Raw genomic sequence first — 16,500 nt, forward strand, 5'->3', positions numbered from 1 at the left:
ATCCTTTTTGAACTCTCATTTAATGCAGATTGCGCTCAATTAGACAACGCAGCTTACACACTCATCGATTGTTTTCTTCTTCGTACGTGTATAGTAGAGCGTCTTAAGCCCCTTCTTCTGTGCGTAAATATAATATTTTGCAAGATCACGAGTCGTCAGATCATCCTTAACAAACAGTACCGTTGAGATCGCTTGGTCAATATGAACTTGAACATCCGCAACCAAGTCAATCAGGTTGAACATATCCATGTCATATGCTTCTTTGTAATAGAAGTAGTTCTCATCGTTAATGTAAGGCATTGGATAGATCGTCTTGGAATCTCCGTACTCACGCTCCTCGATGCGCTGAGTAATCGGTGCGATCGAAGCTGTTGACGACTGCAAGTACGAGATAGAGCCTGTAGGTGCGATTGCCAGACGGTATGCATGGTACAAGCCATGCTCCATCACTTGCTCCTTCAAGCGAGCCCAGTCTTCCAATGTAGGCATCGTGTGACCGTCGAACAATTCTTTCACGCGATCTGTCTTCGGAGTGAAGTCCGTGTTCAAGTATCTATCGAAATATGCGCCGCTCGCATATTCACTCTTGTCAAAGTCCGTGAACGTCACGCCGCGCTCTTTCGCAATCAGCATGGAACGTTCCAAGGAATAGAAGTTCAGCATCATGAAGAACGCACGCACGAAGTCTCTTGCTTCCATGGACTCATATGCAATCTTGTTCTTCGCCAAGTAACCGTGCAAGTTCATTGCACCGAGGCCTACCGAATGAAGCTCACGGTTCGCCTTCGCTACGGACGGAACGATGCTGATATTGCTGCGGTCAGATACTTCTGTCAGTGCGTCCATAGAACGATGAACCGTATCACGCATCCGCTTATTCTTCATGACGTTAACAATGTTAAGTGAACCCAAGTTACAGGAAATATCGCGGTTAATCTCATCCTCAATGCCGTAATCGTTAATCGTGGACACTTCACTAAGCTGTGCGATCTCACTGCACAGGTTGGAGAATTTAACCTTGCCGATTTCTTTCAGGGCATGATATTCATTCGTGTTATCTACGAACATGATATATGGGTAACCAGATTCCATCTGAATCTGTGCAATTTTCAAAACTAGGTCGCGAGCGACAATTTTCTTTTTGCGGACTTTCGGATTGTCTACGAGCTCATCATACATTTCGGAGAGATCCATATCATCCAAATGCTTGCCATATGCTTGGAATACCGTGTGCGGATAGAACAAGTACATGTCTTTATCCTGCTCAACAAGCTCGAAGAACTTGTTCGGAGCAACGACGCCGAGCGACAAAGTCTTAATGCGGATTTTCTCATCACTGTTGATTTTCTTCGTATCCAGGAATTCATGGATGTCAGCATGGAACACGTTCAAGTATACAACGCCGCTTCCGTCACGCTGTCCAAGTTGGTTCGCGTAGGAGAAAGCATCCTCGAACAATTTCATAACGGGGAGTACGCCGCTTGCCTTACCGTCTAGCCCTTTGATCTGCTCGCCTGCACCGCGAATCTTGCTCAAGTTCAAGCTCACGCCGCCGCCAATTTTACTTAACTGAAGTGCGGAGTTGATCGCAAATCCGATCGAGTTCATGGAATCGTTCACTTCGAGCAGGAAGCAGCTGACAAGCTCTCCTCTGCGCTTCTTCCCTGCATTCAGGAAGGTTGGCGTTGCTGGCTGATACTCTTGTGCAATCAACAGATCTGCATATTCGAATGCTTTGTTCATATCTCCGCTCGCTAAGAACAAGGATACAACCGCCAGTCTGTCTTCATAACGTTCCAAGAACTTCGTATCATCATTCGTCTTCATCGCGTAGTTATTGTAGAACTTGAACGCGCTCATGAAGGATGGGAAGCGGAATTTCTTCGAGTACAGGAACTCGTACAGTTTCTTAATATCTTTAAATTCATATTGGTCGAAAATCTCTTTCTCATAGTAATCATTTTCGATCAAATAATGAATCTTCTCTTCAAGGTTATGGAAAAACACTGTATTTTGATTGACATAATCAACGAAGTAGCTCTTTGCTGCATCGTGATCCTTGCCAAATTGAAATTTACCGTCCTTCTGAACCATGATTTCATTGTTAAGCTGTATCCATTTTGGTATCAAAGTCATGGACCTCCCGAATAAAGTTGTCTACATCTCGTTTTGTCCCGCTGAGTTCAAACTTCATCAGTACGGGGACGGAGTATTCTCTGGAAATATGGTCAGCTGCAAGCCCATACCGAGTGCCCCAGTTCATGTTGCCGCTGGCCGCGACACCTTGGAGCAAATGACTGTGTTCTTCCAGGAACTCTTGCGTGGACTGTGGAACTTGTCCGAACCCGGTTGTGTACGTAATAAGGATAAAGGGTTCATTAAGCTTGGTGTCAGGCGTTACACGAACACACTCCAAATCCAATTTATCGACGAATCGTTTCACGTTACCCGTCTTCGAATCGTAAGCGATAAGCACGTGATCCCTCCGTTGTTCGACTAGTTTGCAAATGGAACGAACAAAAAATGCTCATTCAAAAACAAGGATCAAAACGATCGACACGTTGCGTACCCTATATCGTGTATGCTGTCGCTTTAATCTCTCAATCTCTGAATAGGCATGTCTTAGAATCTGGCGCGTGGCGCCGCTCGATTCCAATTGCTGTCACAATATATAGTGTATGTATCGTGTTCAACCAACTATATATAGTTCGCTATAGAATCATATACAATTTTAAGAGAAATGGCAAGGTCCATTTTATGACGCTTTCTCTATCAAATTTCATGTCGACTATTGGCACAAAACATTACTATCGTACCACACCTCAGACGAATATTGGAGATCATTTATTTTGGAATTGTAGAGAAATACATGATAAAAAAATTCGATTGTTCCCCTTTTCAGCGACGGGATGGCGATCTCCCCAATCTCAACTTTTTTTATTTAACCAAGACATTGGAGTCAAATCAGCACACTTTTTGATTATCACATATAACAATCCAAACATCCGATATGAACAAGCATACAATAATTGGAGGTGATTACTAGAAGTGATCCATGTCAATTCATTTTGAATAGACGGAGGGAAACATCCGATGAGCAAATCTAAAGCGCTACGAACATCGAGATCATCTGATGTGGTAAATCAGGTGTATTCAAACCGGGTACTGCGATCTGAGTTTGATCGGAATTGGAGAACGGAAATTGCAAGAAGTGGGTATGTCAATTACATTGCAACTGCAAACCGGGCTCAAGTTGAGGTAATACTGTCAGGCGGGATAAACAAGCGATTGGTGTTTCCGAGAGGCGGAAGAGTGATCGTCGGTGGTGGTGGAACATCGCATTATAGCAAACCACATCGCACGATCACGATCTAATGATGATTTGTCAACTTGCATAGTATGTATATGGGTTACCGGGGAACGTTAAAGATATAGACCAGACCTGATACTAATGCAGAGATAGCGGCAGTACAAGACGCCGGATGCGTGTCTGACTGCCGCTGATTCGTGGAAAGTCACCAAATTTGCACCCTACGATTCATCCTCTGTTGCTGCCAAAAAAGATTGAATATGCGAGGCCATCTCTTGAGGATGCGTCAATGGGAGCATGTGGTCTGCACCTGCTATTTCGACGAAAGCAACACGCGGTATCCGCTTGAACTCCTGCGCGATCAGATGCATATCGTCCCACTCCACTGTCCCGTACATAAACAAAGTAGGAACCGCGATTTTCTCCAACTGTTCGATCGCAGGTGGCTGAGGCCAGATCACCTCAAAGCTGCGCCACTTTGTGAAGACACGCGTAAAGTATTGGGTGTGCATCTGAGAAAATGAAACCTGTCAAGGATGGAGCAACAGCGATCAGTTGAGCGACTCTATCCGGAGAGGACAATGTAAAGTTAGTAGCCAATTCTCCGCCTATGGAATGCCCAACTAAGGTCACCTGTTCCATAAATCGAGTAGTTCAGATCCATTCATGCTCCCTCCCATGTGGCTTTTTATTGATTCTTTCACCTCTTATATTAGATTTGGTTCAATATTCAGATCAATGATTTTTTGATTTTCCTAGCCATACCTTTCACAGAAGCGCTACGCTCCCATTCTAGTCATCGCCAGTATCCAAATGGAGAAACAAACCCGTTAAGATTGTTTCCTTACTCGATGGAATTTCCCCAGCAAACCATACTCATTTCCCGTGCTGGTACTTTCATTTCCCAGGCAACCGCACGGATTCGAGCCATTGTGACAGTGTTGTTCAACATAATCACAGAAAAACAGAGTCTGCTCCATGCCGAACATCACTCCTTTTTGTCTCTTCAAGCAGCAATGTGCATAACCATGCAAAGAAGGAGCGCTAAGAAAATAAGAGATTATATTTTTTTGCAATGCCTACCTATTCCCCATCTCATTCATATTGCCTCTACCCCCATCCCCTCTACAGTGAACATAAAAAAGACCGACCCGGAGGCCGATCTTCATCATTTAACTTCCTATATATTTCACTTTATTTAATATCCATTCTGTTGAAATACAGAACGCTTGCTGCTAAGCCGAATAGCGAAGTGATACCAACCGCAATAAACGAGTATAGCGGTGGATAATCCGCTACATAACTTTGGGTCACAATTACATGCGCAGCTGACCAAGGAAACAGCGCCTTGTAATCGGAGCTGATCACGGTAACATTCCCTAACGTGATTACCGCTGTGAACATGATGGTCGGCACATAGTTTTTGAATAAGAAGGTTACCCAAATCGTCGGTGTGGACAACAGAAACATAAGGACAGCACCTAGTACATAGTCACGCAATGATGACAATAGAACCGCAGCACTTAGCACGTCTGATTTGATAAAAAATGCGAAACCTAATGTAAGCACCCATGCCACCATCGTCAATAGAAGTATCCAGATGAATAGCATTAGCATTTTGCTCGCGATTAGAGCAACTCTTGATACCGGGATTGTAAGCAGGTTCTTAAGTGTATCTTCCACAAATTCTCGATTGAATAAATATGCAGTAATAACACCATACAACAGCACTCCAAGCAGCAGCATCACATTCAGATTTGTATTATAAAAGGAAATTTCGAAAGGGATTACTTTCTCTGGATCACGCTTCATCTGGCTCAAGTAGGCGATGAACATCATAATCGGTGCGGCAGACGCCCCAATTATACTCACGAGAAACATCTTCGATCGTTTCAGCTTTAATAATTCGGTATAGAGCAAATTAACCAATTGTACCACCGCCAATCCGCTTTACAAAATAATCTTCAAGCGTGTCCTCGTGGAGCGTCATTTTGAACACATCAATATCGTTCTGAACGAACATCTTATTCAGCTTGTTCTGTTCTCCAATCCGTGAATATACACGTATCAATCCGTCACCATGGATTTCATAATCATGGACGCCCGCTTGCGACTCGAGCAGCATCGCTGCCTTATTGTCATTGGACACACGGAACTCGATATATCTGCGATTTCGTTTATGCAGCTCTCCAATTGAAATTTCCTCAAGCAACTTCCCCTCATGGATAATTCCAAGCTGGTCGGCAAGCTGTTCAACCTCAGATAAAATATGACTGGATATAAGCACAGTAATGTTTCGTTCTACCGCTAATGACTTAATGAGCTTGCGCATCTCCTTAATGCCAATCGGATCAAGGCCATTCGTTGGCTCATCGAGAATAAGCAGCTCTGGATGATGCAGGATCGCCCTAGCAATCCCGAGTCGCTGCTTCATCCCCATCGAATATTGACCTACCAGCTTCTTCGTCTCTTCCTGCAGCCCGACCGTTTCTAGTGCTTCCTCCAACGCATTACGTTTGTATACGCCCATCAGCTTCGCATTAATGAGCAAGTTCTCATATGCCGTTAAATTCTCATAGAATCCGGGATGCTCCACCATCGAGCCGATTCTGGATAGGATTTCTCTAGGCTTAGCGTTCAATCGCTGCCCGAATAGCTCAATTTCCCCTTCTGTAGGCTTAATTAATCCGAGCAGCATGCGGATAGTCGTTGTTTTGCCAGCGCCATTGCGACCGAGAAAGCCGTATATTTCGCCCTGCTTCACATGCATGTTCAGATCATGAACAGCAATCTGTTCCCCATACTGCTTCGTGAGCCGGGTCGTACGTATGATCGTGCTCATGCAGCACCTCCTGAGTATGTAAGTCTACTATTATCGTAAGGGGATGAATTTAAATGCTGCTTAATGAGTTCTTAACTATCTCTTAACTGGTGGCAATGTCTTTCGAATTGGAATATTGACGATAAAGGCTGTTCGGACGTGCGGCTCGCTCAACACGGAGATGTGCCCGCCAAGCTTATCGACAAACGCCTTCGTAATTGCTAGTCCTAGCCCACTACCGCCATGCAGCAGATTCCGTGATCGTTCGGAGCGGTAGGTGCGCTCAAATATCTTCGATAACTCGTCCGCCGGAATGCCCGGCCCTCTATCCCATATCGTTATGGCAATGTTCGACTCATTCCACTCTAGTTCCACCCCTAACAACTGACCTTCCTTGCCGTACTGTATCGCGTTCTTGATCAGGTTGTTCAAAATTCGTATATACCCATAGCGATCCATTGCAACCATACAGGACTCCTCAGGAATCTGAACCGCTAGATCCATACCGTTCTTCTTCAAATCCGGCAGGAATGAAATCAGCGCTTCCCTCAGCAGCTCTGCAGCATCTAACGACTCCCATCTCATCTCGACTTCATCGGCATCCAGCTTCGCCATCTGGAAGATATGATCAATCAATTCCTTAAGCGCTTGTGCCTTCGCTGAAATAATCGCAACGTACTCATCCCTCTCTTGCTCTGAAGAGATATGTTCATCCTGCAATGCATCAACATAACCGATAATCGAAGTAAGCGGTGTCCGTATATCGTGCGAGATATTAGCGAGAAGCCTCTTGCGGGCAGCATCGGATCGAATTGCATTCACTTGAAGCTTCTCCATCTGCTCGATTAATTCATTAATCGAAAAGAGCATCTCATCATACGCCTCAGATTCATTCGCCAGCAGTCTCGTATTGACATTGCCGCGAACAGCACGCTTCACGGCGGCAGCATGATTCCTCAACTCTGCAAGAAACCGAACACGTCTGTAGAGCAGCAGTGCTACAACGGTGAACAGTACAACAAACAGCCCCCACCTGTAAATTCCTAGAGGCTGTATTGCCATACTATCCATGACGAACCATATCGTTAATCCCATTAACAAAATAACCAGCATTAGACTGTTTTTGTCATGCCTCATCGCGTTCACCTGTAAACTTATAGCCAATGCCCCACACCGTCTGAATCAGCTTCGGTTCAGAGGGGTCTGTTTCAATTTTCAGCCGAAGCTTACGAATATGAACCATAACCGTATTGTCGTCCTCAATGTATTCTGATCCCCACACCTGTCTAAAAATCTGCGTCTTCGTAAATACCTGCTCAGGATGAGAAGCGAACAATCTCAACAACTCAAATTCCTTGGCGGTCAGATTTACTTCTCGCCCATTGCGGGTAACCACGTATTTTTTAACATCAATTATTAATCCCTTAAATCGCATGGTTGCTGAACCTTCTTCTGCAAGGCTGCCGGCTTCACTGCCTAGGATCATGAATCTTCTCAGCAATGCCTTGCTCCTTGCAACCAGCTCATGTATGCTGAAGGGCTTCGTCATATAATCATCAGCCCCGATACCCAGACCTACAATCTTGTCCATCTCTTCGTCCTTCGCTGTCAGCATCAATATCGGAACATTGCTTCTCTCGCGAATACGGCGGCACACCTCTACTCCATCTATGTAAGGCATCATTAAGTCGAGAACGATAAGATTATATTTATGCTGCTCGAACAATCGCAGCGCTTCTTCACCGTGAGCTGCTGTATCTACCGTGTATAATTCCCGCTCCAAGTACTTCTTCAATAAATCTCGAATCTCTCGCTCGTCGTCGGCGACAAGCACGCGAATAGGCTGCATCGTTCCGTTCTCCCCTTATATCTATCGTAGATTCCCCATATCTATTCGCATTCTACAATCCTTCCTTGCAAATGTAAGTGTAACGAATCCAGCAGCCAATTGCACGTGTTTGCCAATTTCCATACGCTCGTGTCCCTTCATCGGGATGCAAATGGATAAATTAGAGCCCTATCTGTTCTCCAAGCATTGCTGTGAAGAGTTCTCACGAATGCATCAATGTATGAACCGTAATTTCCGGCTTGCTAAGGAAGCGGACAGGCAGTTCTGTCGTCCCGATGCCTCGATTGACATAGAGTTGCATCTGCTTGTTCAGGGTAGTTGTTCCCTCGATTTTATACATCCCCTCAACATACTTCTTCGCTAATGGCGGCGTGTATATCGTGCCGTACCACGGCAATTGAACTTGGCCCCCGTGACTGTGTCCAGATAATTGCAAGTCGATCGGATAATCGATGACTTGATCGGCAACATCCGGCTCATGCACGACGAGCAAATTGAAGTTGTCAGGTTCTATGTCTTTCAGCGTTCCATGTATATTGGGCGTACCTAACAAGAAATCATCAAGCCCGCTAATGGTGATATATTCATCATGATTCGGGAGATGGATTTGCTCCGTAGCGTTCACGAGTACAGTGAAGCCTGCTTCCTCCATATAAGACCGATAAATCCGGCTGCCGCCTCCACCGCGATCATGATTGCCGAATACGGCATACTTGCCCAATGTTGCTTGCAGCTGTCCGAGTATTCGCTGAGCACGCTCTCTCCGATTGCCATACGCATTGAAATTGTCAACCATATCTCCCGTAAACACAATAATATCGGGATGTTCTTGATTAATCCGATCAACAAGTTCAAGCAGTTGGACATCATTGAAATGATCCCCCAAATGAACATCGGAAAAATGCACAATCTTCATACCATGAAAGCTTGGAGGTATATACCTACTTAGTATCGTCTGCCTCGTCACGCTCAAGCTGTTCGGTTCCATCTTCATGCCATAAAATAATGTTCCTGCAAGGAGAAGCAACACAATCAGAGACACACGAATCGTATGCTTGCTCCACTTCTTGTTCTTCATGATCTCACCTCAGCCCAATCATAGGAGACCAATGTTACGCCAATATGACAAAATGAAAATAGCCCTCTAGAAACCTGTCTGCGTGAACATGAGCATCAAACAGCAAGAGCATGAAATTTATTGCCTACATACAAAAAACTGCCTTTCAGCAGTAAATTGAAAATACCACTCGAAAGGCAGCTTACATCTGCTCCCCCTGCTTGCATAGAGGAAGCACAATATGAAATTCGATATCTCCAGTATGCAGTCGTACGCCATAAGCCGCCTTGTGTTTCTGCAGGATCCCCTTCACAATAGCTAAGCCAAGTCCCGTTCCGCTAAGCTGCTTGTTGCGCGAGCTGTCAGCAACAAAGAACGGCTCCCACAATTGCTTCAGCTGCTCTTCAGTCATGGAAAACGTACATCCATTCCGAATGAACAGAACTAACGCATCATCCTTGTTCGTAAGATCAATCTGAATTTTCCGATTCGTCGTGTATTTCATTGCGTTCGATACGAGATTGTTCAGCACCATTTCAAGCTTGACCCTATCAGCCTGAACGCAACAGCTTTCCGCATTCTGATCATTCAAGGTCAACTCAATCGAATGCTGTTGCAGAGGTAGCTCATATTTCGCAATGACTTGATCAAGAAGATTAACGACATGAACATTCTCAATGTTCAGCTCTTCCGTCTGCAAGCGAGACCATTCCAACAGCTTCGTAACGAGCTCGGACATATCATCCGTTTGCGACTGTATGACATCCATGTAGGTGCCGTCATCCAGACCATCCTTCACCCCTGCGGAATATGCCTTGATCACGGCAAGCGGTGTCTTCAGTTCATGTGAGATGTCACGAATGAGGACACGCAAGTTCCGGTTCTTCTCCTCCAACTCTTGATGCGCCTGCTTCAGCTTATCACTCATCGTATTAATGCTATGTGCAAGATCCTCAATCTCATCTCCTGTTCGGATATCAACTGTCCGGTATCTTTGTTCTGCGATATCCTCTGCCGTGTTCTTAAGCTGCTCAATTGGCTTCACTGTTCGCTTGGAGAACCAAGCAGCGAGCAGTAGCGCTAGTGTGAGCGCACCAACTGCTATAATTAAATTGAACTGATTGACGATACGTATCGTCTCGCCGGAATTGGCTACCGATTCGCCTGCTGCGAAGATCATTCCTTCCTTCATGACAAATGTAACGAGAACGCTCGACTTCAACTTTTCCTGCTGATACGACTTCGTAACTGTCCCGCCGCGCATTAGCTGTGCAAGGCTCTCTTCCGTGAGCCAGAATTTGCTCATCGCAATCCTCTCCCGCGTAAATTGTTCGCGCAGTGTCCAATTCAAGCGGTCAATGTCATGGTCGTAGGATGCATGAACGATTGTGAAATGGTAATCATCCGCTACCCGCTGAACTTCTTCAAGGAGCTGCTTCGACTCTATGCTGCGCAACCTCTCCACCGCTTCCGCCAACGCAGCACGCTTCTGATGGACAAAATAATTTGGCATAAAGAACGTATTCACACAATACGAGAGTCCGAACACAACGACAAGAATAAGCGCAATTTGCACAAACAGCTTGCGACTAAGCTTATTCATGGCTATTCGGATGCTCGAAGCTGTAGCCCATACCACGGTGCGTCCGTATCCATTCCTCGCCGATCTTCTCCCGCAAGCGGCGTATATGCGTATCTACCGTACGTTCCTCACCGAAGTAATCATAGCCCCATACATGATCAAGCAGCGCTTTGCGCGTTAAGACCTGCCCCTTGTTCAGAATAAAAAACTTCATCAATTGAAATTCCTTCTTCGTAACCCGCAGATCAATTCCACACTTGCTAATCTTCTGTCCTTCCATATCTACCTGGATATCCCCGAATAGATATTGTGCCTGCATGTTCAGCAGCTTCTTCGCCCTCGCCAGCAAAACCCGAGGATCGAACGGCTTCCGAATATACTCATCCGCTCCAGAATCAAGAGCTGTCAGCTCATCTTCGTGCTCTCCCTTGGCCGTAAGCATGAGCACCTTCAACTTCGAATTCGCTTTGATTTCTCGACACAACTCAATCCCGCTCATCTGCGGCATCATCCAATCGAGCACTGCCAAGTCCAGCGGCTGGTTGTAATAGATCTCAAGCGCTTGACGCCCGTTCTCTGCCGTAAACGTTCGAAAGCCCTCTTTATCAAAATAAGCCGCTAAAATTTTCAACATATGCGGTTCATCGTCTGCAATAAGTACATTCATTTACTTTGTATCTCCTTACCCTTGTATGTCTTGCGTTGAGTGCATTCTATATTATTGCATTTTTAATTGAATAAGGAAAACCCCACTGCTATACTGGAAGCAACAATAATGAGGAGGCGTTAAGATGAAGTGCGTAACATCAACTGGGGCAGGTATTGATCGGGGATAACGCATAACACCCCTGTAAACTGCGCAACTCCCCTTTAGCAAGAGAAAGGGGATTCCTATTCGTGGAACAAATGAACAATGACAACCGCATCGATGCGGCAGAACAAGAACAACCCGTGTATGCCTTTCCCAATGTGAAGAAATCGATCGCGTGGTTAAGCTTTTTAGCTTTTTTCAGTGTGTTGAATGAGACTGTTTTCAACGTATCATTGCCCGACATCGCATACGATTTCAATATCACTCCGTCCGTTGCGAATTGGATCAACACATGCTTCATGATTACCTTCGCGCTCGGCTCCATCATTTATGGCACCCTGTCATCCCAATACGGCATTAAGAAGCCGCTGCTCATCGGTGTGCTCATCTATGGTAGTGGCTCGTTGCTCGGTTTCTTTGCCCATGACTACTTGTCAGCTGTATTGGCAGCCAGATTGATACAAGGTGCCGGGGCTTCGGCCGTGCCCGGACTCATCATGGTTATGGTCACTCGCTACGTTGGAGAGCAGCATCGAGGCAAGGCGTTCGGCATGATTGGTTCTATGGTAGCGCTTGGTGAAGGGATTGGCCCAGCTGTAGGCGGTGTACTGGCAGATTATGTGCATTGGTCCTACCTGTTTGTCATTCCGGTAATGACGATAGTCAGTCTCCCCTTCTTCTTGACCGCACTGCCGCAGGAGCCTTCTCGCAATGGACGAACAGATATCATCGGCATTGCCCTCTTGTCAGCAGGCATTATTCTATTTACCTTGTTTACTACGACATATGTCTGGTTCTATCTTGTCTGCAGTATGATTCTCGTTCTTGGGTTTGCCTTCCATATCCGCCGTATTCGCGAGCCGTTTATTGCTCCATCCCTGTTCGCTAATCGCCCATATGTACTCGGCACGCTTGCTGGTTCCATTTTGCTAGGAACGGTAGCTGGATTTATCTCGATGGTTCCTTACTTCATGCGGGATGTACACCAACTTTCGACCGCCGTTATCGGCAGCGCGATCATTTTCCCAGGGACACTCAGCGTCATTCTGTTCGGCATACTCGGTGGAACTCTCGTTGATAAGAGAGGAACTTCATTTGTATTTGTCGCTGGAATAGGTCTCGTCACATTCAGTTTCGTCACGCTCATTGCATGGGGGAATGATTCTCCATGGCTGATGACGTTCGCCCTCGTGCTCGTGTTCGGAGGGTTGTCATTCATTAAGACGGTTATCTCTGCTTCCGTTGCAGAATCACTAGCACCTGACCAAGCAGGAGAAGGAATGAGCATGCTTAGTTTTGCATGCTTTATGGCTGAAGGCATCGGCATCGCTGTAGTCGGCGGCCTGCTTACACACGGTTGGCTGTTGACTTCGCTAACGCCTGCTGTTGCCGAAGAAGCTTCATTCCCCTTATACAGTGGCCTGATTATTCTGCTCATAGCAGTTCTTGCTTGCGGAGGGATCGTATACAGCTTGGCATTGAGACGACATTCTACAGCTTCACACGATTAACTATTAATGAGGATCAGGGTTTCTTCCTGATCCTCATTTTGTTCTATTCTCTCTCCAAATCTCCTAAACACGCTCACCACTCCTCCTCTTCTATGTTGTCCAGCGAACAATTTCAACCTCATAGACTTCTAACTTCCTCGTATCTTTTATGTTTTTTTTGTAAACATTTCGTTGTCAACCTAACATGAATATTGTATGATATGAGCAATTGCATAGTCATACAAATTCGGGGGCTTGAGGAATCAAGCTGAGATTGTAGATAAGTATACCGCTACTGACCGTTAATCTGATCTGGGTAATGCCAGCGTAGAGAATCTGTATTTGTCATGTGATCATGCTCTGCTGTGATCTAGGACTCTTCTACCGTCTGGTTGCCAGACGGTTTTTTGTATGCTAACTATACAACAAAGGAGAGGGTTATGTTGCCAGAACAACAGAGAAGCAACAAATTAAAGTTCACGGATATTCTCATTACCGTGATGATCGGGGTCGTATTTGGTGTGATCTTCAAAATGTGGGAGAGCGTCTACAGTCTCGCGAAGCCGCTGTTCCCGCAAGCAGGACAATTAACATATGGCATGTGGTTTATGGCTGGCCCATTCGCGTACCTGGTCATTCGCAAGCCCGGCGTCTGCTTCCTGGCAAGTCTTGCTGCCGCTAATTTATCGGCTATTCTTGGCTCTGCTTGGGGACTGGAGACGATTGTGTATGGCTGTGTACAAGGTCTGGCAGCAGAATTGGCATTCACCATGACCGGATACCGCAAGCACAGCATCGTCATCGCAGGCATCGCTGGCATTCTGTCCGCAGTCGGCTCATTCATGATCGATCTCGGTTACGGATATGCAGATTACGAGACATGGGTGCTCGTCTTGAAGTACGGACTTCGTGTCATTAGTGCGTTCATCTTCGCTGGCGTATTTGCCGGCTTGCTCGTTCGCGCATTGGAAGCGACAGGGGTGACCAAATCCATACGTCCTGTATCCAAAGAGGATTACGCGGTACTTAATCAATAGCACGCATAATATGAATAGATAAAATTTGTGCGTACGCCACAAATTCGGAATAAGGTGGTTACACATGCAACAGGAATCTCATGCGAACTCGTCTGCATTTGTTGACCGCTTGCGCCTAACATTTCCAGGAGAGGATTCCTTGCTGTTCAAGGACCTCTCCTTCCACATTTCTACCGGCGAGAAGGTACTGCTCCTCGGGCCAAGCGGTTGCGGCAAATCAACACTGCTGCAAGTATTAAGCGGAATTATGCCCCACTCTATTGAAGTGCCGATGAAATACGATCAGATTAAGCTTCCTTCAAGCTGGGGCTTCGTATTCCAAGATCCGGACAGCCAGTTCTGCATGCCATATGTAGATGAAGAGCTCGCGTTTGTACTGGAAAATCTCTCGATCCCCTATGATCAAATGCCAGCATACATGACAGGCATACTTGAAAGAGTGGGATTGCAGTTCAACAATCTGCATACAGAAATCCATACGCTATCCCAAGGCATGAAGCAGCGGCTCGCGCTTGCGTCCGTCCTGCTGCTAGAACCAGAGGTGTTGTTCCTCGATGAGCCCACAGCGCTTCTTGATCCAGAAGGAACGAAGCAAGTCTGGGACACCGTGAAACAAGCTGCCGATTCCTCCACTATTCTAATCGTGGAGCATAAAATCGAGCATGTTATCGACATTATCAATCGTGTGGTGCTATTCGACAGCACTGGACAAATCATTGCGGACGGTGAACCGCAGAGCGTATTTCTACATCATAAAGATAAGCTCGTTGAATATGGTATATGGTATCCCGGTGTATGGCAGGACTACAGTTATTCAAAAGCCTTCCAAGCCATATCGCAGCAACGAACGGCGAACGGATATCAACAGCCTCATTGCAAGCAGGACGGTGGGCTCACCTACGCGCGTCTGCAAGCTGTGCAGCCACTGCTCTCTTTGCGTGATTTTAGCGGCTACTATGAAGAAATTCGTCGCATATCCGTCCCCAGCGTAGATATTTATCCGGGGGAATGGATTACGATTATCGGAGAGAACGGGGCTGGCAAGAGCACACTGCTGCTGTCTCTTATGCAAATTCTGCGTACTACAGGCATGTATCTTATTGAGGGTCAAGAGCTGATAGCACCGGCTCGCAAGCGATGGTTCCCGCGATTCAGAAATATGGGAAAGCAGCCTCCAGCCGAACTCGCCTTCGTATTTCAGAATCCTGAGATGCAGTTTCTAACGGATTCGATCTTTGATGAGCTTGCTTATGAACCTAGGCAGAACAACTGGGATGAATCGGACATTGCACATAGAGTGGAACAAATCTTGGAATCATTCGATCTGAATATCGAACAGGATCGGCATCCGTATCATTTGTCACTTGGTCAGAAACGCAGATTAAGTGTCGCTACAGCGATGATGCGTAAGCGTCCGATGCTGCTCCTGGATGAGCCAACCTTCGGGCAAGACGCTAAAAACACATTTGCTATATTGGAAAAGTTGAACCGTCTTCGGACAGAAGGAACCGCCATAGTCATGGTGACACATGACATGAATATCGTGAATCGTTTTGCAGATCGGATATGGCATGTTGAGAAAGGCCAACTGATCGAACAAGAAGTTTCCCCACGTGGACAGACAATGCGGGAGGTGCAGATGAAATGAAGCTGCTCGCTCCCAAATCGGAAACATGGCTTCATCAGGTTAACCCTGCGCTCAAGCTTCTCGTCTTTCTCGCTCTGCTCATCGTTGCGCTGCTTACCCGAGAGCTTGATTTTGCATGTTATCAGCTAATCTTGTACACACTGCTGTTGTTTCTATGTAGCGGCCACTCTACGAAGAAGCTGCTGTTCGTGACAACACCGTTCCTTCTCCTGTTCGTCTCGACAGCATCCACGATGATCTTGTTCGGCAAGGGGGAGCATGAATGGTGGTCATGGGGAATAATCCGCATTACAGAGGAGAGCTTCCTCCGCGGACTTGTCATCGGAGTGAAGACACTTTGCTTCGGCATGCTCGGCATTACATTCGCCTTCACGACGAAGCCAATATTGTTATTCTATGCGCTGATGCAGCAATTCCGGCTTCCGCCGCAATATGCTTATAGCTTCATCGCTTCCTTGCGGCTGCTCCCTGCGATCTGGGAGGATTACCGAGTTCGCACGCATGCCCTGCAAATCCGCGGCGTTCAATACAGCAAGGGATTTAAAGGGATGTATGAGCGTCTACGCATGTACGCTCTGCCACTGCTCGCACAGAGCATTCGCCGTGCACAGCGAGTTGCTGTCGCAATGGAGGCGAAGCGGTTCCAGATGGGTCGATCACGTACCTACTATTATATTACACGCTGCCATTGGCGCGATGTATGGTTCACTCTGCTCATGGTTGGATTAATTACGCTCGCCTATATGGCCGCACTGCACTTCCCGTTCACCGGCTCGACCGTCTAATTGGCTTCAGATACAATCTGATAGGTAATTTTATTTTATCATCCAAGAAACTCTCCCAGATCTAATAAGGAGAGTTTCTTCTCTTTCTTCTCTAGCATGGAGATAAGATT

The 16,500-nt window shown here is 46.3% G+C and carries 16 protein-coding genes and 1 riboswitch; of the genes, 5 read left to right on the plus strand and 11 right to left on the minus strand.

What is annotated here, in order from left to right; all coding sequences use genetic code 11:
* Nucleotides 1-39 precede the first annotated feature (39 nt).
* Both nrdE and nrdI read right to left on the minus strand, forming a co-directional pair.
* Nucleotides 40-2,136, minus strand: coding sequence for a class 1b ribonucleoside-diphosphate reductase subunit alpha (gene nrdE / locus BBG47_RS07050; protein ID WP_065291133.1), 2,097 nt, complete (start codon nt 2,134-2,136; stop codon nt 40-42).
* Entirely contained in the window at nt 2,105-2,476 is a 372-nt protein-coding gene (nrdI, locus tag BBG47_RS07055) for a class Ib ribonucleoside-diphosphate reductase assembly flavoprotein NrdI (RefSeq protein ID WP_021253639.1), read from the minus strand. The genes nrdE and nrdI overlap by 32 nt, the downstream gene beginning before the upstream one ends.
* Before the next feature lie 617 nt (nt 2,477-3,093).
* Between nrdI and BBG47_RS07060 the strand changes: the two genes are divergently transcribed.
* On the plus strand, nt 3,094-3,375 hold the full coding sequence (locus tag BBG47_RS07060; protein WP_065291134.1) for a hypothetical protein: 282 nt from the start codon (nt 3,094-3,096) through the stop codon (nt 3,373-3,375).
* A 156-nt stretch (nt 3,376-3,531) separates the two neighbouring features.
* Here BBG47_RS07060 and BBG47_RS07065 read toward each other — a convergent pair whose 3' ends face one another.
* The 9 genes from BBG47_RS07065 to BBG47_RS07110 form a co-directional block, all read right to left on the minus strand.
* Nucleotides 3,532-3,771 carry an alpha/beta fold hydrolase gene (locus BBG47_RS07065; RefSeq protein WP_065291135.1) on the minus strand — a complete coding sequence of 80 codons (240 nt, stop codon included), beginning with the start codon at nt 3,769-3,771 and terminating at the stop codon, nt 3,532-3,534.
* Nucleotide 3,772: 1 nt separating this feature from the next.
* Nucleotides 3,773-3,952 carry an alpha/beta fold hydrolase gene (locus tag BBG47_RS31190; protein ID WP_065291136.1) on the minus strand — a complete coding sequence of 60 codons (180 nt, stop codon included), beginning with the start codon at nt 3,950-3,952 and terminating at the stop codon, nt 3,773-3,775.
* Nucleotides 3,953-4,504: 552 nt separating this feature from the next.
* On the minus strand, nt 4,505-5,239 hold the full coding sequence (locus BBG47_RS07080; protein WP_065291138.1) for an ABC transporter permease: 735 nt from the start codon (nt 5,237-5,239) through the stop codon (nt 4,505-4,507).
* Complete coding sequence (locus BBG47_RS07085; RefSeq protein ID WP_065291139.1) at nt 5,232-6,152, minus strand: ABC transporter ATP-binding protein; 921 nt, start codon at nt 6,150-6,152, stop codon at nt 5,232-5,234. The genes BBG47_RS07080 and BBG47_RS07085 overlap by 8 nt, the downstream gene beginning before the upstream one ends.
* A gap of 75 nt (nt 6,153-6,227) precedes the next feature.
* Nucleotides 6,228-7,268, minus strand: coding sequence for a sensor histidine kinase (locus BBG47_RS07090; RefSeq protein WP_065291140.1), 1,041 nt, complete (start codon nt 7,266-7,268; stop codon nt 6,228-6,230).
* Nucleotides 7,258-7,980 carry a response regulator transcription factor gene (locus BBG47_RS07095; protein ID WP_065291141.1) on the minus strand — a complete coding sequence of 241 codons (723 nt, stop codon included), beginning with the start codon at nt 7,978-7,980 and terminating at the stop codon, nt 7,258-7,260. The genes BBG47_RS07090 and BBG47_RS07095 overlap by 11 nt, the downstream gene beginning before the upstream one ends.
* A gap of 202 nt (nt 7,981-8,182) precedes the next feature.
* The gene (locus BBG47_RS07100; RefSeq protein WP_065291142.1) at nt 8,183-9,058 is read right to left on the minus strand and encodes a metallophosphoesterase; all 876 of its coding nucleotides are present in this window, start codon (nt 9,056-9,058) and stop codon (nt 8,183-8,185) included.
* Nucleotides 9,059-9,239: 181 nt separating this feature from the next.
* Complete coding sequence (locus tag BBG47_RS07105; protein WP_065291143.1) at nt 9,240-10,640, minus strand: sensor histidine kinase; 1,401 nt, start codon at nt 10,638-10,640, stop codon at nt 9,240-9,242.
* A complete protein-coding gene (locus tag BBG47_RS07110) occupies nt 10,633-11,286 on the minus strand; it encodes a response regulator transcription factor (protein ID WP_065291144.1) in 654 nt (217 codons plus the stop codon). Before BBG47_RS07110 ends, BBG47_RS07105 begins: the two co-directional genes overlap by 8 nt.
* A gap of 239 nt (nt 11,287-11,525) precedes the next feature.
* On the opposite strand from BBG47_RS07110, the gene BBG47_RS07115 reads away from it, so the two are divergent.
* From BBG47_RS07115 to BBG47_RS07130, 4 genes are all read left to right on the plus strand, one after another.
* The gene (locus tag BBG47_RS07115; protein WP_065291165.1) at nt 11,526-12,941 is read left to right on the plus strand and encodes an MFS transporter; all 1,416 of its coding nucleotides are present in this window, start codon (nt 11,526-11,528) and stop codon (nt 12,939-12,941) included.
* Nucleotides 12,942-13,157: 216 nt separating this feature from the next.
* Nucleotides 13,158-13,271, plus strand: a riboswitch (TPP riboswitch).
* A gap of 89 nt (nt 13,272-13,360) precedes the next feature.
* Complete coding sequence (locus tag BBG47_RS07120) at nt 13,361-13,957, plus strand: ECF transporter S component (protein WP_065291145.1); 597 nt, start codon at nt 13,361-13,363, stop codon at nt 13,955-13,957.
* 64 nt (nt 13,958-14,021) lie between these two features.
* Nucleotides 14,022-15,605: an ABC transporter ATP-binding protein gene (locus BBG47_RS07125; protein WP_065291146.1), complete on the plus strand. Its 1,584-nt coding sequence runs from the start codon at nt 14,022-14,024 to the stop codon at nt 15,603-15,605.
* A complete protein-coding gene (locus tag BBG47_RS07130) occupies nt 15,602-16,390 on the plus strand; it encodes an energy-coupling factor transporter transmembrane component T family protein (protein ID WP_065291147.1) in 789 nt (262 codons plus the stop codon). The genes BBG47_RS07125 and BBG47_RS07130 overlap by 4 nt, the downstream gene beginning before the upstream one ends.
* Nucleotides 16,391-16,500: the final 110 nt, after the last annotated feature.

Origin of the sequence: Paenibacillus sp. KS1 (genome assembly GCF_001680695.1) — a bacterium.
Classification (GTDB): Bacteria; Bacillota; Bacilli; order Paenibacillales; family Paenibacillaceae; genus Paenibacillus_B; species Paenibacillus_B suaedae.